Annotated in this window: 13 protein-coding genes; 3 read left to right on the top strand and 10 right to left on the bottom strand. The window is 70.1% G+C overall.

What is annotated here, in order from left to right:
• Positions 1–35 precede the first annotated feature (35 nt).
• Complete coding sequence (locus WMF45_RS43325) at positions 36–809, top strand: hypothetical protein (protein WP_437712427.1); 774 nt, start codon at positions 36–38, stop codon at positions 807–809.
• A gap of 330 nt (positions 810–1139) precedes the next feature.
• Positions 1140–2180: an alpha/beta hydrolase family esterase gene (locus tag WMF45_RS43320; protein WP_437712426.1), complete on the top strand. Its 1041-nt coding sequence runs from the start codon at positions 1140–1142 to the stop codon at positions 2178–2180.
• A gap of 52 nt (positions 2181–2232) precedes the next feature.
• Here the strand turns inward: WMF45_RS43320 and WMF45_RS43315 are convergent, their stop codons facing one another.
• Positions 2233–3054, bottom strand: a complete 822-nt coding sequence (locus WMF45_RS43315; protein WP_437712424.1) for an SIMPL domain-containing protein — start codon at positions 3052–3054, stop codon at positions 2233–2235.
• A gap of 217 nt (positions 3055–3271) precedes the next feature.
• On the bottom strand, positions 3272–4249 hold the full coding sequence (locus WMF45_RS43310) for a DUF4423 domain-containing protein (RefSeq protein WP_437712422.1): 978 nt from the start codon (positions 4247–4249) through the stop codon (positions 3272–3274).
• A 108-nt stretch (positions 4250–4357) separates the two neighbouring features.
• Here WMF45_RS43310 and WMF45_RS43305 point away from each other — a divergent pair, with 108 nt between their 5' ends.
• A complete protein-coding gene (locus WMF45_RS43305; RefSeq protein WP_437712420.1) occupies positions 4358–4981 on the top strand; it encodes a hypothetical protein in 624 nt (207 codons plus the stop codon).
• A 52-nt stretch (positions 4982–5033) separates the two neighbouring features.
• Here the strand turns inward: WMF45_RS43305 and WMF45_RS43300 are convergent, their stop codons facing one another.
• The 8 genes from WMF45_RS43300 to WMF45_RS43265 all read right to left on the bottom strand — a co-directional run bounded on the left by WMF45_RS43300 (position 5034) and on the right by WMF45_RS43265 (position 20349).
• Positions 5034–6899: a TolB family protein gene (locus WMF45_RS43300; RefSeq protein WP_437712418.1), complete on the bottom strand. Its 1866-nt coding sequence runs from the start codon at positions 6897–6899 to the stop codon at positions 5034–5036.
• A 358-nt stretch (positions 6900–7257) separates the two neighbouring features.
• Positions 7258–8103 carry a hypothetical protein gene (locus tag WMF45_RS43295; RefSeq protein WP_437712416.1) on the bottom strand — a complete coding sequence of 282 codons (846 nt, stop codon included), beginning with the start codon at positions 8101–8103 and terminating at the stop codon, positions 7258–7260.
• Positions 8104–8242: 139 nt separating this feature from the next.
• Positions 8243–12094 carry a serine/threonine-protein kinase gene (locus WMF45_RS43290; RefSeq protein WP_437712414.1) on the bottom strand — a complete coding sequence of 1284 codons (3852 nt, stop codon included), beginning with the start codon at positions 12092–12094 and terminating at the stop codon, positions 8243–8245.
• Positions 12095–12305: 211 nt separating this feature from the next.
• Positions 12306–13550 (bottom strand): non-reducing end alpha-L-arabinofuranosidase family hydrolase, encoded by a 1245-nt coding sequence (locus tag WMF45_RS43285; protein WP_437712412.1) that lies wholly within the window; start codon positions 13548–13550, stop codon positions 12306–12308.
• 570 nt (positions 13551–14120) lie between these two features.
• Positions 14121–14930 carry a fumarylacetoacetate hydrolase family protein gene (locus WMF45_RS43280; protein WP_437712410.1) on the bottom strand — a complete coding sequence of 270 codons (810 nt, stop codon included), beginning with the start codon at positions 14928–14930 and terminating at the stop codon, positions 14121–14123.
• 190 nt (positions 14931–15120) lie between these two features.
• Positions 15121–16389: a non-reducing end alpha-L-arabinofuranosidase family hydrolase gene (locus WMF45_RS43275; RefSeq protein ID WP_437712408.1), complete on the bottom strand. Its 1269-nt coding sequence runs from the start codon at positions 16387–16389 to the stop codon at positions 15121–15123.
• 284 nt (positions 16390–16673) lie between these two features.
• A complete protein-coding gene (locus tag WMF45_RS43270) occupies positions 16674–18068 on the bottom strand; it encodes a DUF362 domain-containing protein (RefSeq protein WP_437712406.1) in 1395 nt (464 codons plus the stop codon).
• A 34-nt stretch (positions 18069–18102) separates the two neighbouring features.
• Positions 18103–20349: a glycosyltransferase gene (locus WMF45_RS43265; protein WP_437712404.1), complete on the bottom strand. Its 2247-nt coding sequence runs from the start codon at positions 20347–20349 to the stop codon at positions 18103–18105.
• Positions 20350–20352 lie beyond the last annotated feature (3 nt).

Below are 20352 nucleotides of genomic sequence, written 5' to 3'. Positions count from 1 at the left end.
CGCCCATCGCGCGATGCGCAACTTCAGGAGGAATCATGACGCTTGGCAGGTTGGTGCTCGTGGGGTGTCTGTCGCTGGTTGGCTCTGCTCTCGTCGCCTGTGGGAGCGGCGACACGGATCGCTTCGGCGAGGGGAGGGGCAACGTGGTCGAGACTCCGTCCGGGTCCGAGGGGGACGGCTGTACGCTCACCCAGGGCTACTGGAAGAACCACGAGGAGAGCTGGCCGACATCGAAGCTCACCATCGGAGGAGTCGAGTACTCCCAGGCGGAGCTGCTGGAGCTCTTTCAGACGCCGCCGCGGGGCGACACCAGCCTGATCCTGGGCCACCAGCTGATCGCCGCGCTGCTGAACGTGGGCAGCGGCGCGAGCGACGCGGCCCTGGGCGGGGCGCTCGCGGAAGCCGAGGCGTGGATGAAGGACAACAAGGACGCCGATGGCCGGCTCCCGTACGGCGTCAAGCAAGGCGGCGCGGCCGAGGATGCCGTCGCGCTGTCCGGTGCGCTCGCGGACTTCAACGAGGGCGGCATCGGCCCTGGCCATTGCGACGGCGGCCCCGGCAGCGGCTCCGACGACCCCGGGGGCAGCGGCTCCGGCGATCCGGGCGGCGGCGACGGCGGGCACGATTGCCCCGATGACGGAAGCACGGGCGAGACCGACGGCGGCGGCGGCTCCGACGGCGCCGGCGGCAGCTCCGACCCCGGCGGTGGCGAAGGCGGGTCGGCTCCGACATGCGCGGATCCTTGCAGTGACGGCTGCGCCGACGGCTACATCTGTATCGCCGGGTGCTGCGCGTTCATCGCCAACTGACCCGACCGCGAGCCAAGCTCCGATGACAGCTCACGCGGGTGCCGCGGCTGCCGCCGCCGCGCACCCGCCGGGCTCGAGGAGGGCGTCGCGCCGATCCAATTTGATTGACGCCGGTAATGTGAGCGTTCACAGTCGACCCGTCGATCCTTCTTCCGCTTTGCCACGGACAGGCGTGCCGTGCGCACCGGGCCTTTCGTCACTTCTGCGCGTCCGCCGTGACGGTCGGGCTGGTGCCTCCAGGTGAGTCGCATCCTCGCCCGAGATCATCGTGGGATCGGCACGCGGCGAGCGCGGATAGACGAATCGGGCGATCACGAGAGGGTCCAGACGATGCCGAGATTAGCTGCTTACTCCTCCGTTCCTGTCGTTGCCTTGATGTTTCTCGCGTGCTCGTCCGAGACCGGCTCGCCCGGCACGGGAGGCGGCGGAGCCGATCAGGCCACGGGCGGCGCAGGCGGGGCCCACACGTCTACGAGCGCTGGGGAGACCACCTCGACAGGGGGAACGAGCAATGATGCCAGCTCCTCCAGCAGCAGCAGCACGACAGGTGGCTCGACCGGGGGCGGACCGCAGGCCGGGGCCGGTGGCATGGGGACCGGCGGCACGGAATCACCGGCGGGCAACCCGAGCCCAGGCTGCGGCAAGTCGGGGCGGCCCCAGGGCGGGAAGGTGACGGTCGACGGCGATCACATCTACACGTTCCCGGACAGCTACGATGGCGACACCCCTTTCCCCCTCCTGGTGGGCTTCCACGCCTGCGGCAACCCGATCGACCAGTTCATCAACCTCACGCGAGGGTCGGCCTTCGAGACGGAGTACGTGCGCGCCGTGGGGAGGTCGTCGGACGGGGGCGGATGCTGGAACTACAACAGCGACATCGCCAAGGTCCTGCGGATCTACGACGACCTCATGGACAGCTACTGCATCGACATGGACCGCGTGTTCGCCACCGGCCACAGCTCCGGCGCGCAGATGGTCGTGCAGATCTTGGGGCACAAGTCCGATGCCGAGCACCTGAACTTCAAGGCGGTCGCGCCCGTCGCGGCCTCCGATTACGGGGCGCTGCAGGTGCCCACGCCCGTGATGTACATCCAGGGCCAGAACGACACGGTCCGCGGGGGAGACGGGGCGAGCACGGTCGCGAGGTTCCGCACCGTCAACAAGTGCGAGATGAGCTCGACGCCGTATTCCGAGGTGATGGGCTGCCAGAGCAGCGGCAAGACGGTGAACCCCGGCTGCATCTCCTACAACGGCTGTTCGGAGCCGACGATCTGGTGCTCCCACGACGACCCCTCGTACAGCAACACGAGCCACGGCGTGCCGTGTTTCGCCATCAAGGCGATGTACGACTTCTTCACGGGCATGCCGTGAGGACGCGCCGAGCCGCGATCGCGAGCGCCGCCTCCCGGCCGCCGCCCTGAGCTCACGGGTTCGGGGCAAACGCCACGCGGACCGTCACCGCAGCGGTGACACGGATGTTGCCGGGCTCGACGGGGAAGCCGTCCGCGCCTCCGAACCCCTTCATCTGCTGCGCAAATGCATAACGCTCCTGCTGAACGACCGAGATCGACTGCAGCTCGCCGATCCTGACGTTCGCCGCCTTGGCCACCGCCTTGGCGTTCGCCTGCGCGTCCTGCACGGCAGCCGCGATGGCGCTGCGGCGCGCGTCGGTGCGGTCGGCCAAGAAGAACTCGAGCCCGCCGACGTCATTGGCGCCCGAGGCCAGCGCGGCCTGGAGGATCCTCGAGCCCGCGGCCTGGAGCTCGGCCGGCGACACGCCCCGCAGCGCGACGGAGAGCTGGCTGGAAGCCGAATAGCCGATGATCCTGGGCTCGGTGATCTCCTCGTGCGCCACGTGCGACTCCCGGATCGGCGAGAGCGAGATGTCGACCGTGCGGATCTCCAGCCCCGGGATGGCGAGGCCGCGCAGGGCGGCGAGCACGGCCTGCGACCTGCCCGCGGCCTTGTCGCGCGCGGCCCCGAGCGTCCTTTCCCGCACCTCCACGCCGATGCTCGTGCGCATCGAGTCCGCAGGCCTCGTGACCTCGCCGATGCCGCCGATCGTGATGGTCCGGTTCTCGTCATTCTCCGCCGTGGCGCCGGGTTCCTTGGCTGCGAGGCGATCCGCCGCGAGGGCCTTGGCGGCGGGGCGCCCGGCCAGCGCGGTCGACGAAATGCAGGTCATGACGCCGAGCGCGAGCCCTGCGATCAGGCTTCCCGTGAGGGTCGGCATAGTACGACGCATCGCGATTCTCCTCCTTCGAGCCGATCGGCTTCCCCGGCAGTCGAATTGGCCGTCAGCGCACCGAATCTAGGGCGGAGGCGGCTCGACCGCGAGGGGCGGGCTCAAGGTCCTTCGGGTCTGTAAAGTACGGCGTCTGCACGCGGGAGCCCGCATGCCCCGGCTGCGTGACCTGCCTGCTCCGGGTCGACAGAACCTCCTTCTCTGCCCGGTTCGCGCCTCACGCGCCCAGCTCGAAGAGCTGCATCGCGACCAGCGCGACGCAATCGGGCTCGCGCGAATCCGACACGATCTGCCGGAGCTCGTGAAAATACCGCACGTGCAAGGCCCGCAGCCGCGCGAGGTCGCCGCGCGCGACGCTGACGAGGTTGTAGGAGTACAGCCCGGGATCGCCGCGGCGCTGCCGGCCCGCGGCGACGTCGAGCCAGTGCGCTTTCAATCGCTGTCGCGGCTCGGCCGCGCCGCGGGTCATGTCGACCGTCTCGGCCGTGGCGGCGTACCGCCCTCCGCGCCATCGGATCAGGCCTGCCCGCGACAGGGCCTCGAGGCACGCGCGCACCTCGTCGCGCGGGAGCGCGAGGCGAGCGGCGACCCACGCGTCGTCATGGCAGGGGAGGGCCGTGTAGCCCGCGAGCTCGAGGACGCGCAGGACCGCGTGAGACCAGGGGAGCTCCGTCGCTATCCGCCGGCGCTCCTCGAGCACACCGAAGTCGCGCGCCACCGAGGGCAGCTGTCCCGGAGGGACGAAGAGCGCGAGGAAGTCGAGGAGCCGGTCCGTTGTCGCGTCGACGAGGGCCAGCACGTCGGGCAGCCGCGGCTGGGAGGTTCCCGCGATGAAGCGCGACACCTGGGACGCGCTGCGCCCGATGCGGGCGCCGATCTCGGCGTTGCTCAGCCCGCCCTTGACGACCTGAAAGAGGGTGGCCGTGAGGGCCGGGTCCGAGACGGCGACGGCCGCGCCGAAGGCCGACTCCTGGCGCACGAAGTCCGAGAGCACTCGATGGACGTCAACGCCGTTGTACGCGGCGACGCGCAGCACCGTGGGGAACGTGGGAAAGCGCCGCCCGGACTCCCAGCCGAAGGCGACGTTCGTCCCGTAGCCGAGCCGGACGCTCAGCTGCCGCTGCGAGCGCCGGCCGCGGAGCGCCCGGCAGAAATCCCTCGCTATTTCAGCGTATTGCGATGGCTTGTATCGCATCTATGCATCGAACATAGCACATCGGAGCGATAGATAATGCGTAACTGCGCTACGCGGCGCTTGCGGGGGCTCCTGCGCCGCGGCAAGTGGATGTCGATGGAGGCTGCGATGAACGTACGGCTTGCTTGCTGGCTCGTGGCGGGGCTGCTCATCGGGTGCACGCGCGGGGGACAGACGGGGGAGGTCGCCGCCGATCCCTGCGACTTCCTCCCGCAGTCAACGGGGCAGGCCGTGGAGCATGCCCTCTCCGACCCGACGCCCCTCGGTGTGAGCGGCCAGGAGGCCATCGACGCGACCGGGGGGGCCGGGAGCTTCGACGTGACATGGGCCAACGGGACGACGAGCGCCGTGAGCTGGTCCCTCGTCGCCGACACCGAGAGCTCACCGGTCGTGGCGTACATCGATCGCAGCAGGGAGTGCTCCGACGCGTATCTGCAGATCCTCGTGCTCGGGCATCTATCGAGCAGCGACGGCATCCTCGACAACGAGCAGCGCGGGGCGCTCTACCGGGGCGACGACGGGGCCGCGCACCTTCGCCTGTCCTTCCTCTTCGACGAGAACCCGTTCCCGGACGTGTACGCCGGCCGCGGATCGGGGGACAGCTGCGCCGGGTGCGGCGGCGCATTCGAGCTCTCCGTCGAATCGCGCTGGGCGGCGGGCGAGTCGACCCCTCGGGGCCATGTGGACCTGATCGAGAACGGGACGCTGCTCGGCGAGGTGGGCGCCTTTTGAGGACGCACTCGTCACGTCCCGGCGAGGCCGGCGCCCATGCGCGCCAGCGCGACTACCTGATCGATGCGATGCAGGTGTACGTCACGCCATCATCGACTGTGTCGCAGTAAGAACCGGTCTGGCAACAGTCGTTCACGGCATCGCAGATCTCACCCACGTCGAGGATCTCCGAGCATACGGGCTCCGTCGGGCTTCCCCCCGCCCCCGCGCCCCCCGCCCCCGCGCCGCCGCTCCCGCCCCCGCCGCTGTTGTCCTCGTTGATGTCGAGGGTCCAGTAGGCGCGGTGGTTGTTCTCGTCGAGACCCTGGAACGGGACGCGGAACGCCGGGTAGCTCGGATCCTGGCCTGCATCAGCCTTCTGGACGTCGATAGCGGCCACCCAGATCTGCTGGGTCCCCTCGGGACGGACGACGCCGTACTCCCGCTTCGTGTTGAACGCGATCCAGTTGAGATCGCCTGGCGGCGCCCAGGTCGGCTGGCTGTTCTGATACTGCCCGTCGGTCATCTGGTTCGATGTGACGCGGTTCGCGTTGAGGAGCTCCACCGGCTGGCCGCCGCTCGCGCCGAGGACCATGAGCTGGGCCGTGTTGTCACCGTGGCCGCCCTTCCCCTGCGAGAACGCGATCCATGCCGCGTCCGGAGAGAAGCTCGGGAAGAGGTTGGTCTTCTTGGCGGGCGGCGCGAGCAGGACCGATGCCTGCCCCCAGGTGCCGTTGCTGTACGGAATATGCGCGAGCGATGCGCCGCCGGGAGCGTCGCCGTCGCCCGTGGCGAAGACGACCTCCGTCCCGAGGGGTGACCAGTCCGGATGCGTCCCCTTCAGCGCACCGGTCGGGAGATCGTTGACATAGGCGCCGGTCTCCCGCTCGACCATCCACATGGCTCCCTTCGACGCGGCGACGACCCGCGCGTCATCGGGCGAGATCGTCGCAAAGACGTGGCCGTCCGTGTTCTCTACGCTCTTGACGAGCGGGTCGGGCGGCGCGTCCGGCGTTATCCCGAGGATCCACAGGCTGTTCCCGGAGTTGGCGGACACAGGGGCTGCCATGTACTTGCCATCGCGCGAGACCACGTGGCATGCGACGCACTTGACCTTGTCGCCGTCGGAGTACGTCGTCGGGGGCTTGCCAACGATGTAGTCCTCCGGAGTCTGGCGAGAGATCTTCCCCCGCCGCACTCCGGCAGAGGTCGTCGACCAGTAGAAGATCGCGCCCTTCACGTCCTGCCTGGAAAAGCCTATCTCGACGGCGGCCGAGCGGCGCACGGTGGCGGGCGTCGTCGAGGTATCGAGCGCGTCGACCGTCCACGTCGCGGTCCCGCCGGCATTGGAGCCAGCGATGTAGTTCCAGGTCGCCTCGTCCACCTCCCAGCACCCGGCGGCGGGGCTGGCCCCCTCGCAGAGGCCGTGCGCGCCGTCCGTGAAGATGGTGACCGTAGAGCTCGCGCCCGTGAATACGAGCCGGAACTCCGTGAACCCCTGGCTCCGCCATTGGAACAGCGTGCGGTAGACGTTCCGCGGAAAGCGCGTTTGGTCGCTCGGGTAAACGATGCTTGGCGCGGGAGCGCCCGTGACAGGGGTGCCCGCCCAGGCGCCTTGATCGCTCGGCGTACCGAGGACCGCGCTCAGGTGGAGCACGACGGTCGTCTCTCCCGTCACGCATCCATCGCTCGCAGTGACGCGCACCGTGCCGCCCGCTGAGGCGAAAGGCGCCAGAACACCGCCCGCGACCGTCCCCGGAGGCGTGTCGTCGCCGCGCGTGGCTGACCAGGTGAGCGCCCCCGGCTCGAGCGCCCTCGTGGTGCCGTCGGAGAGCGTCCCCGTGGCCGTGAAGGTGATCGGCGCAGCGGAGCGGCCATCGATCTCCACCGTGGAGTTGTCAGGCGACAGGGCGATCGACTGCAGCCCTGGGATGCACACTACCTGTCCGCCACCTGCGCCGCCTGTGCTACCTGCGCCACCTCCGCCATCTGCACCGCCTGTGCTGCCTGGAACGACACCTGTGCTGCCCGTAGGCAGCCCCTCCGCCTCAGTGTCGCTCCCGCAGGAGCAGCCCCCCATACAGAACGCGAGCAGAACAGGCAACAGCGAGAACCGCATCGACGCCTCCCACGGGGGTCAGCGAGATCCCCATTCCGGCAGGTTACCTCGGGCACTGCACGCGAGTAAAGCGCGTGCAGATTGTCGAGCGTCAACTCACTGACTGTGAGTCGTGTTACGTGTTTGCCTGTTAACCCATCTTCGCTGGAAGAGCGACGCCAGCTCAACAACATGCCGGTCAGGGCAAGGCGGTGGTGATCACCTCCTTGACGGTCGCGGTGCTCTGGCCGGGGCGGTCGACGCAGGACGGGTAGTACTGGCCGGCCCCGTTGAGGCTCTGGCAGACCCCGCTGCAGGGTCCGACCATGCGGATCACGCCGCACCCGACGAGCTGGCCATCGGACATGAGGTGGCCCGCGGCGCAGTCACGCTGGTAGGCGCGCGAGTTGGCGACCGTCGCGCTGTTGTAGCAAGCGTTGACGTAGGGCTGCGCCGCGAACAGGTTGCCCCAGAAGGCCCCCTCGACGTCCGGATAATCGATGAGCTCCTGGCTGGAGGAGAGCGTCTTCAGCGGATCCCGCAGCGAGCGGGCGGAGAGGAGGACCGGTATTCGATAGTAGTTCACGCGCGCCGCCACGCAGCTGGAGACCATGCGCTGCCCGAGCTCGTCGAGCGGCCCGCTCGCCCAGGTGGGCGCGGCGCCGAGCAGCCCGGGGTAGCGCTCGTTGTGGACGGTGCCGCCGGAGTCCGTCCACGAGAAGGCGAAGTACTCTGTGCTCCTCAGGGCACAGCTCGTCGCATACCGCATGAACTCGCGCGCCAGCGCGCCGTTCGCGCCGGGATCCCGGATCGCGGCGAGGTTTTGCGCGCTGAGACCGTTGAGGTTCAGGGCGTTGAGGTTCAAGGCGTTGAGGTTCAAGGCATTGAGGTTCAGGGCGTTCGCGCCGAGCGCGTTGTCGCCCAGCAGGGCTCCCTGGGATTCCCCCACGAGCTCATCCGGCGCCTCGGTGTCCCCCACCTCCGCGGCGCAGCCCGACAGCACCCCGGCCCCGACAAGCACGATGAATGTCTCCTTGAGCGACATGGGTTCCCCCCCATTTCTGGCGCATACCCGGCGGCTCCCTGCGCGCGGCGCGCGAGCGCGGGCTCACCAACATCGCCCATAGGTTGACTACGGGTTCAATATTCTATCTTTTCGCATTATCACGCCCGTGCAAGGTGATTCAGCGGCGACGAGGGTGGGTGTCCGGGGCGTCCGATTGTGACAGCGCCGTCAGCTCCGTGTGCCAGCGACGGAGGCGACTGCCCATGACGGTCGGCGTGGTGGAGGCGGCCGCGAGGGCGCGCTCGATCTGCAACCGGGCATCGACGTACCGGCCGCGACGGAAGGCGGCGAGGGCCCGCGCCTCGAGCACCTCGATCCGCTCCTGTCCTACCGAGCAGCGCGCGGAGCGCTCCTCGAGCGCGGCCCACGCGGCGCCGTCGTCGTCGCGCGTCGCGAGCTCGATCATCGAGCAGAGCACGTCCTCCGAGGGCTTCAGCGCGTCGCCGCCGGCCTCCTGTTGCGCCGCGCGCAGCCGCAGGGCGATCCCGCGGGCGCCCGCCTCGTCGCCCTGGTAGAGGCGCAGGCGGGCGGTCAGGAGCGCCACGGCGATCGGCGCGTGGTGCTCGTCGCAGCGCGGCCCCATCGCCTGGACGGCGCGCGCGTGGGGCGCCGCGGCCTCGAGATCGTCCATCAGATACAGGTACTCGGCGAGGTTGTAGCGGCCGACGAGCTCGAACGCGGGCTGGCCGAGGTCGCGCCCGAGCGCGAGGGTGCGCTCGAGGTCGGCGATCATCCCGGCGCGGTCGCCCTGGAGGGCCCGCGCGAGCGCGCGGTTGTTCAGCGCTGCGCCGAGGTGCATGAGATCGCTGCGCTCCTCGCAGCTCCGGATCACCGCGTCGAGGTCCCGCGCCGCCTCGTCGACCCGGCCGAGGCTGGCCAGGATGAAGCCGAGCAGCAGCCGGGCGATGATGTGTGTCTCATAGCCCTCGTCCCCGAGCCGCGCGGCTTGCTCCGCGGCGCGCGACAGCACCATGGCGGCCTCGTCCTCGCGGTCGTCCCGGTGGAGCGAGCGGCCCATGCCGAGGAGCAGGCGGGCGCCGAGCAGGGGGGAGTCCACCCAGCCGGCGAGGCGCTCGGCGGCCTCGACCCGCTCGCTCGCGGCCCGGTAGTCGCCTGTCCAGTCGAGGATCATGGCCTCATCGAGGAGGAGCTCGATCTCCGCCCCTGGCTCCGACGCCTCGGTCGCCTCCTCGCGCGCCGCGGCGAGGTCGGCGAGGGCCTCGGTGTGCCGCCCGAGCCGGAAGCGCGCGAGGCCCCGCGCGTGGCGCGCCGCAGGGAGCAGCGCGCCGACCAGCGCCTCGGCGCGCCCGTAGCAGCCCTCGGCGTCGAGGTAGGCCCGGCGCGCGGCCGCGAGCTCGGCGCCTCGGACGAGCAGCGACGCCGCCCGGGCGGTCAGGCCGCCGCGCTCGCAGTGCGCCGCGAGCACCAGCGGATCGGCCTCGCCCGCGGCCTCGAGCCACTCGGCGGCGAGGCGGTGGCCGAGCGCTCGATCGTCCTCGGTGAGCTGCGCGTGAGCGCCCTCGCGCAGGAGCGCCTGGCGGAAGCAGTACTCCTCCTCGCCGGGGAAGCGGCTCTCGCGGCGGCGGACGCAGAGCTCCCCGGTGACGAGCGCGGCGAGGTGATCCGCGAGCAGCGCGGCGTCGCCGCCGAGCAGGTGCGCGACGGCGCCTCGCCAGAACACCTCGCCGAGCACGCTGGCGGCGCGCAGGATCCGGCGCGCAGGCGGCGGGAGCGCCTCCAGCCGGACCTGCACCATCGCCACCACGGTGTCGGGCAGCGCTTCGCCCCGGCCCTCCGCCGTCGCGCGGATCAGCTCCTCGAGGAAGAAGGGCTGGCCCTCGGACTGGGTGACCAGACGATCGACGAGCGCCCCGTCGGCCGCGCCGCCCAGCGCCTCGCGCGTGAGCTGCGCGCACGCCCTCGGCGAGAGCTGCCTGAGCCAGATCTCCTGCCGCCCGCGCTCGCCCCAGAGATCGGGGTAGGCTTGCTTGATCTCGGGGCGCGCGGTGGCGAGCACGACGAGCGGCTGGTCCGCGAGCTCGCGCAGCGCCGCGTCGATGGCCGCGACCGAGGCGCGATCGGCCCAGTGCACGTCCTCCAGCGCGAGCACCACCGGCTGGGCCGCGCACTCGGCGCGCAGAAAATCGCGCAGCGCGCGCTGCATCTGCTCGCCGAGCAGCTCGGGATCCTGCCGGGCGGCGCGGAGCGGGAGGCTGTCCTCGTCGGGGAAGGGGACGCCGGCGAGCTCTCCGAGGAACTCCTCGATCCGGCGCCGCTCGGCCTCGGGCGCGCGGCGGGCGACGCGGGCCCGGAGGAGCGCGCGCCGCTCCTCGATCGGCTCGCCTCCCTGGATCCCCGCCGCGCCCCGGATCACCTCCGCGAGCAGGCCGCCGATGGAGCGCGCGCGCAGCGGATCCCCGAGCCCCGCCCAGATCTCCGCGGGCGCGCGGGCGCGCCGGAGGGCCGCGAGGTGCTCCTGGAGCAGGCGGGACTTGCCCATGCCCGCGGCGCCGATGACGAGCACCGCCCGGGCGGCGGGCTCGCCGGCGCAGGCGGCGAAGGTCTGCTCCAGCAGGCGGAGCTCGTGATCGCGGCCGACGCAGGGCGTGGGCCTGCCGAGGAGCGGGCGCCACGGCTCGGCGGCGCTGCGCTCGCCGCGCAGCTCGACGGCGCCGGACGCGGTGATCGCGGCCTCGAAGCGGGCCTCGAGCAGCCCGGCGGTGGTCCTGTCGAGGAGGATCTGCGGCGCGCCCGCGCGGCCCGCGCTCCGGAGCAGCCCCGCCGCGCGCTGGATCGCGTCGCCGACCGGCAGGCCGCGCCCGAGCTCGCCCCAGCCGACCGTGATCGCGATCGGGCGATCGGGGACGCGCTCCCGCAGCGCCAGCGCGCAGCGCGCGAGCTGCGCGGCGACGTCGGTGGGCACGTGCGGGCGGCCGACGATGAGCACCGCCGTACCGTCCGCGAGCAGCTCCAGGCGCCCCTCGAAGCGGGCGGCGACCTCCCGGAGCGCGCCGGCGTCCGCGTTCGCCTCGCAGAGCGAGAGGGTGACGTCCAGCGCGGACGCTGACGCGCGGCCGATCACCGCGACGCCGTGGAAGCGGCGCTCGCAGCTGGTGAGGGCGGAGCTCGTCGGTCCCGAGATCGACCCGCCGTGGACCTCCTGCGCCGCGAGCGCGGCGTGGGCCGCGGCCCCGTCGCGCGGGCGCCGCGCCGGATCCTTCTCGAGCATCTGCGAGACCAGCGCGTCGAGCCACGGGGGCGCGCCGGGGCAGCGCTCCGCCAGGCGCGGCGGATCGTCGAAGATGATCCTGGCGAGCAGGGCGACCAGGTGATCGGCCTGGAACGGCGGCGCGCCGGTGACGCACTGGAAGAGCACGCAGCCGAGCGAGAAGATGTCGGCGGGCGCGCCGACCTCATCGCCGCTGCGCGCCTGCTCCGGGGCCATGTAGTCGGGCGTGCCGACCAGCACCCCGGCGCCGGTGATCGGCGCCATGTCCGGGAGGCGGGCGACCCCGAAATCGAGGAGCCTGGGCTCCTCGACCCGTCCGCCGACGAGGAAGATGTTGGCCGGCTTGAGATCGCGGTGGACGATCCCCAGCGCGTGGGCGGTGCCCAGGGCCGCGGCGACGCGCGCCCCGAGCTCCACGGTCTCGGCGACCGAGAGCCGCCGGCGCGAGAGGAGCCGGGAGAGGTCCTCTCCCTCCAGCCATTCCATGACCAGGAAGGGCGTGCTCTCGCGCGCGGCGCTGTAGGCGACGTACCGGACGATCCCGGGGTGTGCGAGACGGGCGAGGAGCTCGGCCTCCCGCGCGAAGCGCGCGAGGTGGTGCGGCGACGGATCGTGCAGCACCTTGGCGGCGACCCGCCTTCCGGTGGTGACGTCCCAGGCGCGGTAGACCGCGCCCATGCCTCCGCTCTCCGCGAGCGCTTCGACGCGGAAGCGCCCCCCCAAGAGCTCCCCCGAGCGCACCGCTCAAGGATAGACGGAGAATGCCGTTCGTCCAGCGATCCCCTGGATTCAGGCCGCGGATCCTGCGTGCGCGGCGCCCCGGACGCATCGATGGTTTGCCCCGATCCAGGCCCTGGCCGATGTCGGCCCGGGCCCGCCGGGGAGGCGCCGATCGGGAGATCGGCGCTTCTGCCTGGACGTCCCTCCCGAGAGCTCGAGGAGGGGCGCGGCGTCACTTCTCGAGCGTGATCAGACCCAGCTTGTACGGCAATCTTTCGTAAGCCCCTCCGGCGTTCGGATCCCTGCCCTGGTAGAGGAACTGCATGTTGCACGCGTTGATGGTCATTCGCTCGTCGCTCCCGGAGCGGATCATCTCACCGTGGCTGATGTCGTCGCTCCACTTTCCGCCTTCGAACGTCACGTTGGCAGGGCCGGCGAAGGGCTTCTGCTTGGTGTCCGCCAGGGGAGCCCAGGGGCCGTCGAGGCTCTCGGAGGTCCACGACCTGAAGAAGCGAGGGCTGTTGTCGAACGCCTCGACCATGAGCAGGTACTTGTTCGTGCCATCCACCTTGTAGACGTTGCTGGCCTCGAACAGGAGCCCGTTGGTGGGAGCCGACATGACGGTTTCGTACCCATCGAAAGCCGGGAATTTATCGATGCTGACCTTGGAGCGGTAGAGCTTCCCGTCGTCCCGCGAGAAGAACAGATGGCAGTTCTTGTCGTCGCAGATGTTCCAGAAGTCCAGCGCGCCAAGGGTGTTCCCCATCTGGCCTGGCTCGCCCTTGAGCAGCGGCTGGGGCCGGCTCCAGCCGTTGACGTTGTTGATGTCGTCGTTGGTCGAGTACCGGCCGTTCCACTGGAAGATGAGGTACCACTTGTTGTGCGGCCGGAAAAAGAAGACCTGGGGCGCGACCGTGCCGCCGGTGGGCCAGCCCGCCATGTGCTGCTGCTGCGCGGAGGCCGCCTGAGCGAAGTCGGTGAAGTTCAAGTACACGGAGCTCCACCCCCCGTTGCCCGCCGTGTCGTACACGGTGGCAAATACGTGGTACTTGCCGTCGTGGAACACGATCGTCGGGTCCTTGATGGAGACGAAGTTGCGACCGGCAGTCGACTTGGGGTTGATCACCGGAGCCCCCGACTTCCACTTGAACGTGGTGGGCAGGTCGCAGGTCACGGGCGGCGAACCGCCCGCGCCCGCGCCGCCGCCGCCGTCCCCCGGAGCGCCGCCGCTCCCCCCGGTCCCACCCGTCGGGTCGCCGCCCGTGCCCGGGTCGCTTCCGCTGCTCGTGCTCGTGCTCGTGCCGGGGCCTGATCCACCCGTGCCGCTCGTGCTCGTGCTCACGCCCGCGCCTGTCGTGCTGCTGGCGCCCGTCGTCGGGTTCTCCGAGCCACCCGTACCACCACTGGACGGCTGGTCGTCCCCCGTGTCGCTGGCGCAACCGGCGAGCGCGGCGAGCACACAGCCGAGGGCAGACAAACGAAGGAGGGAACGGGACGGAGTCAAAGATTGGCGAGGCAAATCGAAGGGAGTGATCATGCTGGTCTCCAGAGGGATGCCCGATCGGGCAGCGAGCTCCTCAGAGCCCGACTGTCAAGGTTGACGCGCACGAGGACGAGGACGAAGGGCCCGGTGCCGCATGGCGGCCTACCCAGGGCAAAGCGGAGGAATCTCCGAGCCAAATTGTGAGCGCTCACATCTACGGCGTCAATTGAAAACCGGCGCGCGGGACGCGCCGGCCACGATGCCGATCGCCGGAAATTCCTCGGAACGCGCTCCCGGCGTCGCTCTACCAGGCCTCGACGATCAGGGCGATTGGCTCGCCCGGTGCGAGCCAGCGGCGGGAGGCTCCCCCGCGCCACGCGGGCCATGTGTGACCTTGGCGCCAGGCGCGAGCCGCCGCGGGCGCGAGCCGTTCCGGCAGGATCTGGACCCGACCTCCGAGCGCGAGCGCCGCGCGCCGAACGGTCGGCCGGCTGACGAAATCGAGGAGCTCCCAGGAGCGGGCCGCGAGCTGCCCGGCGCCCCGCGCGGCGGGGCCGCCGTCATTCACGCTTCTCGTTCGGAGACGACGTGGTTTTCGAGCACGCCGATCTTCTCGATCTCGATCTCGACCCGATCTCCCGGGCGCAGCCAGCGCGGCGGGGTTCGGGCCATGCCGACGCCATGCGGCGTCCCCGTGAGGATCACGGTGCCCGGCAGCAGCGTCGTGCTGCCGCTCAAGAACTCGATGAGCTCGGGCACGCCGAAGATCATGTCGCCGGTCGTCCAGTCTTGCACGCGCTCGCCGTTCAGGAGGGTGGCGATGCGGAGCGCTCCTGGATCTCCGACCTCGTCCGCGGTGACGAGGCGGGGGCCGAGCGGGGCGAACGTGTCGAACGTCTTGCCGCGACACCACTGCCCGCCGCCGCGCCGGAGTTGCCAGTCGCGAGCCGACACGTCGTTCGCGCACGTGTAACCGAGCACGTGCTCGAGCGCGCGCGCGCGGCTCACGTTCTTGCACGCTTTGCCGATGACCACGGCGAGCTCGCACTCGTAATCGACCTCCTCGCTCGCCAGCTGACGCGGAATCACGATCGGCGCGCCAGGATCCTGGACGGCGTTCAGTCCCTTCATGAAGACGATCGGGTGCTCGGGGAGCTTGGCCTTGATCTCTTCGGCGTGCCGGCGGTAGTTCAGGCCGATGCCGAGGATCTGCGTGGGAGCGATCGGGGCGAGCCTGCGCGCGACCTCCGCACGTTCTTGTGTGACCGTGTAGTGAGCGAAGGGGTCGCCTTCGATGCGCAGGGCCGTGCCATCGCCCTGCTCGCTCGCGTAGCGGGCGCGTCCGTTCGTGTCCAGGTAGCGGATGATTTTCATGAGCGCTCCGAGAGGTCCTGCCAGACCTGCCCGCCGGGGAACGTGTGCGCCGCGAGCGCGTCGAGCGCGGTCTTTGCGTCGCGACGAACGGGGGTCATGGGAGGGTGGAATCCAGGTGGCGTTCGCCTGGCGGCCCGAGCGGCCGCCAGGCTTACCGGGGTGGTAAAACCACAACTGGAGGGGAGCGGAGCTACTTCTGGAGCGTCAACATCCCGAGCCTGTAGGGCAACTTGCCGTAATCACCCCCGACTTTCGGATCTCTGCCCTGGTAGAGGAACCGCAGGTCGCACGGGTTGATGGTCATCTTCTCGTCGTGCCCGGAGCGGATCAGCTCGCCGTGGCTGATGTCGTCGCTCCAGTCCTGGCCTTCGTAGGTCACGTTGGCAGGGCCGGCGAAGGGGTTCTGCTTGGTGTCCGCCAGGGGAGCCCAGGGGCCGTCGAGGCTCTCGGACGTCCACGACCTGAAGAAGCGAGGGCTGTTGTCGTACGCCTCCACCATGAGCAGGTACTTGTTCGACCCATCCACCTTGTAGACGTTGCTGGCTTCGAACAGGAGACTCGCGCTGGGGGCCGACATGACGGTCTCGTAACCGTCGTAATTCGGGAACTTGTCGATGCTGACCTTGGAGCGGTAGAGCTTTCCGTCGTCCCGCGAGAAGAACAGATGGCAGTTCTTGTCGTCGCAGATGTTCCAGAAGTCCAGCGCGCCGTTCGGCTCGCCTCGGAGCAGCCCTTGGGGCCGACTCCAGCCGTTCATGTTGTTGATGTCATCGTTGGTCGAGTACCGGCCGTTCCACTGGTAGATGAGGTACCACTTCTTGTGCGGCTGGAAATAGAAGACCTGGGGCGCGACCGTGCTGCCGGTGGGCCAGCTCGCCATGTAGTGCTGCTCAGCGGCGTTCGCCTGAGGGATGTCCGTGAAGTTCGAGTACATGGACTGCCATCCGCCGTTGCCCGACGTGGTGTCGAACACGGTGGCAAACACGTGGTACTTGTTGTCGAAGAACACGATCGTCGGGTCCTTGACGGATGCCCAGCTGCGGCCGGCAGGCGGCTTGGGGCTGATCACCGGAGGCCCCGCCTTCCACTTGAACGTGGTGGGCAACTCGCAGGTCGGCGGGGAGCCGCCTGCGCCTCCACCACCGTCCCCTGGATCGCCGCCGCTCCCCGAGGCCGACGTGCTCCCGCCGGTACCCGTCGTACCGCTTCCCCCGCTCCCGACGGAGCTCGACGCACCAGTGCTCCCGCTGGTGCCTGTCGTACTGCTGGTGCTGCTGGCGCTGCTGGCGCCCGTCACCGGATTCTCCGAGCCACCCATCCCATCAGGGGAGGGCTGGTCGTCGGTCGTGCCGCCGCTGCAGCCGGCGAGCGCCGCGAGCACACAGCCGAGAGCAGAGAGACGAAGGAGGGAACGAGACGGAGCCAGAGCGTGGGAGGGCAAATCGAGGTGAGTGATCATGCTAGTCTCCAGAGGGATGCCCAATCGGGCCAGCGAGCTCCTCAGAGCCCGACCGCCAGGGTGAACGCGCATGAGGCCGCCAGGGTGAACGCGCACGAGGACGAGAAGCCGGGGCCCATGACGGCCTACCCAGGGCAAAGCAGAAGGATACCCGGAGACCAAATTGTGAACGTTCACATTGTCGGCGTCAATCAAAAACCGGCGCGCGGTCCATCCTCGATCCCGATGGGTGCGCAGCGGCGGCCGGCGGCGGTGTCACAGGGACGCAGACTGGATTCTTCCCGTCACGCCGCCGCGCCGGCCATGCCGGGGAGCAGCGACGGCCAGCTGCGGGGCGGCTTGAACCGGTAAGTCGGCGCGGGCCCGTCGACGACGTGCTCGACGCCCTCCAGGTGACTGCCAGGGAGCAACACCCCGCCCAGCGACTCCCGCACGAGCGGTATCCGCGCCGGATCGAAGCCCATCACCTGCGAGGCGATCGCGTCGACGAGGCCCGGATCGAAACCGCCGATCAGGAGCCCTGCGCGCACGGGCGTCGCCCCGAGCGGCCCTTCGCCCTCGCCGGCGACGATGCCGTCCACGATCGTCAGGTACCGTCGCTGCGGCTCCCCGCGCAGCGCGCCGCCGCGGTCCGCGAAGAACAGGATGCGGTTGAGATCCAGGATGGTCCGCCAGAGCGTGTTGTTCCCCTCCCAGCTGCCATCGATCACCTTCGGCGGCGCCCCGAGCCGCGGCGCGCGCGCGACGAGCGAGTGATCGCCGGGGAGCGGGAACCGGCTGAGCTTGTTCTCCACCGCGTCTCCGAGACCCTGAGGCCGATCGAACTCGTCGCCGCCGACCGATGGATCACCCTCGGTGAAGTGCGGGAGCCAGTACTTCTCGTTCGTCAGGCCGATCACGCTCTTCAACGACAGCGTGATACCCGTCTTCTTGTGCGTCTTCAGCTTGGGGAGGTTGATGACGACATCCGCGTCGAGGAGCGTCTGGGGAATGCTGTACTCGTGCCGCTGCCCCGTGTGGTGCGGCACCGGCGTCGCGTAATGGCTGCGGTGGAAGCGGAGCGCCGCGCCGCGCGGGGCGCCCGCGCCGGCGAAGAAGCTGCTCGAGCCCAGATCGACGACCCGGTAGCCCCGCGGATCGCCGGGCAGGCGGCGGCGGAGGAGCAGGCCGAGGTTCCACGAGCGGCCGAAGCGGCGCACGTCGTCGAGCGCGAACACAGGCGCGATCCGGAAATACCGCAGGTCGATGAAACCGACGTCGTGCCCCTGGGCCTTCAGGTGATCGATGACGTCGAAGATGCCGAGCGGGCCGGCGACCTTCTCGATCTCGCAGCCCTCGACAGGGGAGTCGACGACGCGCACGCGTCCGCGCGGGCCGGCGGCGCGGAGCGCATAGTCGAGCACGGGCCGGAGCAGCGAGCCGTGCGTGCTGGAGGCGGCGAGCCGCTCGCCCGTGATCTTCTGGTGAAGGTTCTTCGAGGAGACGAGGTTCGGCTTGACGACGACGCGGTCCCCGGGCGCGATCAGGTCGCCGAGCGGGTTCCACGCGGGCGTGCCGGCGCGGGCCGCGTCGAGGCCGAGCCGGCGGAAGAGCGCCTCCACGGCCTCGTAGACCGGGCTCGGCGGGCCGTACGGCGCGCTGCCCCCGTAGCTCACGCCCGGCCGGGAGACCGTCACCACGCGGCGGCTCGTCGCTGTCATCGGGAGCCGCCGGTCAAGCGCCCGCGCCGTTCAGGCCGGACGAGAGGATCTCCGCCGGCGCGGCGCGCTGGAAATCGACGTTGAGGCGCGAGACGCTCGCGAGGTGCTTGCCCGTGCGGACGAGCGCGATGTCGTCGGCGAACTCGACGTCGATGCGCATCCGCTCGCCGAGGTGATGGCGGAACGTCGCGAGCACTTCGTCCAGGACCTGCTGCGAGAACCGCCCGCCCTTGACCACGCGGAACGTGATGGCGTCGCGCTCTTCCTGCACCACCTGGAAGCGCTTGATCGCGTAATCGAACTCCTTGAGGTAGTGCGCGAAGAACGTGCCGGGCAGGTAGCGCCCGTCCGTCCCCCGGATGATGGACTGGACGCGCCCCTCGATGCGGCCGACGCGCGGCGCCCCCCGGCCGCAGGGGCACGGCGAGGACGGGGACATCGCCTCGGCGAGGTCGCCGATGCGGTAGCGGACGAACGGCATGCAGAAGTTGTTGAGATCGGTGATCACGACCTCTCCGATCTCCCCCGGCTCGGCGGGGCGCCCATCGCGCAGGACCTCGACGATGTACCCCTCGGCCACCACGTGGTGGCCCTCGTGCGCCTCGCACTCGTACGCGATGCCCGAGAACTCGCGGCTGCCGTACTTGTCGAAGACCTTGCAGCCGAACGCCTCCTCGATGAGCCGGCGGCTCGGCAGCGGCAGCGTCTGCGCGCTCGACATGATCGCGCGCGGCCGGGCCGCGACCTTTCCGGTGCTCTTGACGTAATGGGCCAGGAAATCGAGCGCCTCGGCGTAGCCATCCATGAGCACCGGCCGCGCGCCGGCGATCCTCGCGATCATCTCGCCCAGGTTGTCGTCGGAGAGCTCGAAGATGGGGATGAACGTCCGGTTCGAGAGGACGGCGTCCGCGCGCTCGCGGGCCGCCTGCCACTTGGTCATGCCGATCGTCTGGTGCCAGAGCCTCACCGTGGGGTCGCCGAAGCGGTAGCCCGTCCACTCCTGCGCCCGCAGCGTCGCCGCCCAGCGGAACTCGAGCTGAGCCCGGTCCGCGTAGCAGACGAAGGGCTCGCCGGTGGAGCCGCTCGTCGTGATCTTGAGGACCTGCGCCTTGTCGTGGTTCTCCGACATGATGTCGAAGTAGAGGTGGCGCCGGATATCCGCCTTGGTGAGGAACGGCAGCTTGTGGAGGTCCTCCTGGCCACGGATGTCCTCGGGCCGGAGCTTGAGCTCCTGCATGCGAGCGCGGTAATAAGGCACGTTGCGGTAGCAGTGGCGGAGCAGCCGCCGGAGCTTCTCGTCCTGGAGCTCGCGGGTCTGCGACGGCGTGAGCCACTGCGTCCTGCGCAGCGTCTCGTAGTAGTGCTCGACGTCGCGCGTGATCATCCAGTGGGTGTGGTTGAACGCGGCCAGGTACGCGCGCCACCTCGCCGTGGAGAGCGGGTCGCGCTCCGGCGAGCGGTCGACCACCGGGTTGCGGCGGAGGTACTGAGTGGCCACGTCCGGCGGGATCCGGTCCACGCGGTACTCCCACGCGGCCTTGCCGAGGTCGTAGAACGATTTGACCACGGCGCGCGCCGCGGCCTGGTCGAGGAAGGAGACGCCCTGCCGCCGCTGCTCGAAGAGCGTCTCGACCTCCTTGTACGAGTAGCCCTTGGCGTGGGCGGCGACCAGGATGAAGGACTGCCAGTAAAAATAGCTGCCCTTGTACGTCAAGAGATCCTGGAACACCTCCCGGGCGCACATCACGAAGCCGCTCTTGTTGTCGTGGAGCGACATGCCGAAGGTGGTGTTCAAGAGGTGGTTGAGCCCGCGGCTCAGGTGGTAGCGGCGGTCCCTGCGGCGCCCGACGGCGCTCCGCCAGCCCTGGACGACATCGACGCTGTGCTCGTAGAGCTCGCGCCGGAGGCGCAGGAGGTCCTCGGGCTGGTACTGGAGATCGGCGTCGATGGTGGCGACGAGCTTGCCGCGCGCGGCGGCGGCGCCGGTGCGCCACGCCGCCGTGATGCCGCGGTTCTGCGGGTGGAAGCACCCCACGACGAGCCCGGGGTGCGCGGCCATGAGCGCGCGGATCGTCGTGGCGGTGCCGTCGGTCGAGCCGTCGTCGACGAGGATGAGCTCGCCCGTGAGCGCCCCCTCGCGGAAGACGCCGAGGATGCGGTCGGTGAGCTCGGGGATGTTCAGCTCCTCGTTGAGACAGGGCACGAGGACGGAGAGCTCGATCGGCGTCTCCGGAGCAAGCTCATGATGGGCGTCGGTCATGGC

The organism is Sorangium sp. So ce448 (assembly GCF_051520915.1).
GTDB lineage: Bacteria > Myxococcota_A > Polyangia > Polyangiales > Polyangiaceae > Sorangium > Sorangium cellulosum_B.
Note: the sequence above shows the minus strand (reverse complement) of the source record. Positions and strands in the feature narration are given on the sequence as shown.

What these genes read in the sequence shown, in the direction of transcription:
- WMF45_RS43325 (WP_437712427.1), top strand. Translation starts at nt 36, where the DNA reads ATGACGCTTGGCAGGTTGGTGCTCGTGGGGTGTCTGTCGCTGGTTGGC.
- WMF45_RS43320 (WP_437712426.1), top strand. Translation starts at nt 1,140, where the DNA reads ATGCCGAGATTAGCTGCTTACTCCTCCGTTCCTGTCGTTGCCTTGATG.
- WMF45_RS43315 (WP_437712424.1), bottom strand. Translation starts at nt 3,054, where the DNA reads ATGCGTCGTACTATGCCGACCCTCACGGGAAGCCTGATCGCAGGGCTC.
- WMF45_RS43310 (WP_437712422.1), bottom strand. Translation starts at nt 4,249, where the DNA reads ATGCGATACAAGCCATCGCAATACGCTGAAATAGCGAGGGATTTCTGC.
- WMF45_RS43305 (WP_437712420.1), top strand. Translation starts at nt 4,358, where the DNA reads ATGAACGTACGGCTTGCTTGCTGGCTCGTGGCGGGGCTGCTCATCGGG.
- WMF45_RS43295 (WP_437712416.1), bottom strand. Translation starts at nt 8,103, where the DNA reads ATGTCGCTCAAGGAGACATTCATCGTGCTTGTCGGGGCCGGGGTGCTG.
- WMF45_RS43280 (WP_437712410.1), bottom strand. Translation starts at nt 14,930, where the DNA reads ATGAAAATCATCCGCTACCTGGACACGAACGGACGCGCCCGCTACGCG.
- WMF45_RS43275 (WP_437712408.1), bottom strand. Translation starts at nt 16,389, where the DNA reads ATGATCACTCACCTCGATTTGCCCTCCCACGCTCTGGCTCCGTCTCGT.
- WMF45_RS43265 (WP_437712404.1), bottom strand. Translation starts at nt 20,349, where the DNA reads ATGACCGACGCCCATCATGAGCTTGCTCCGGAGACGCCGATCGAGCTC.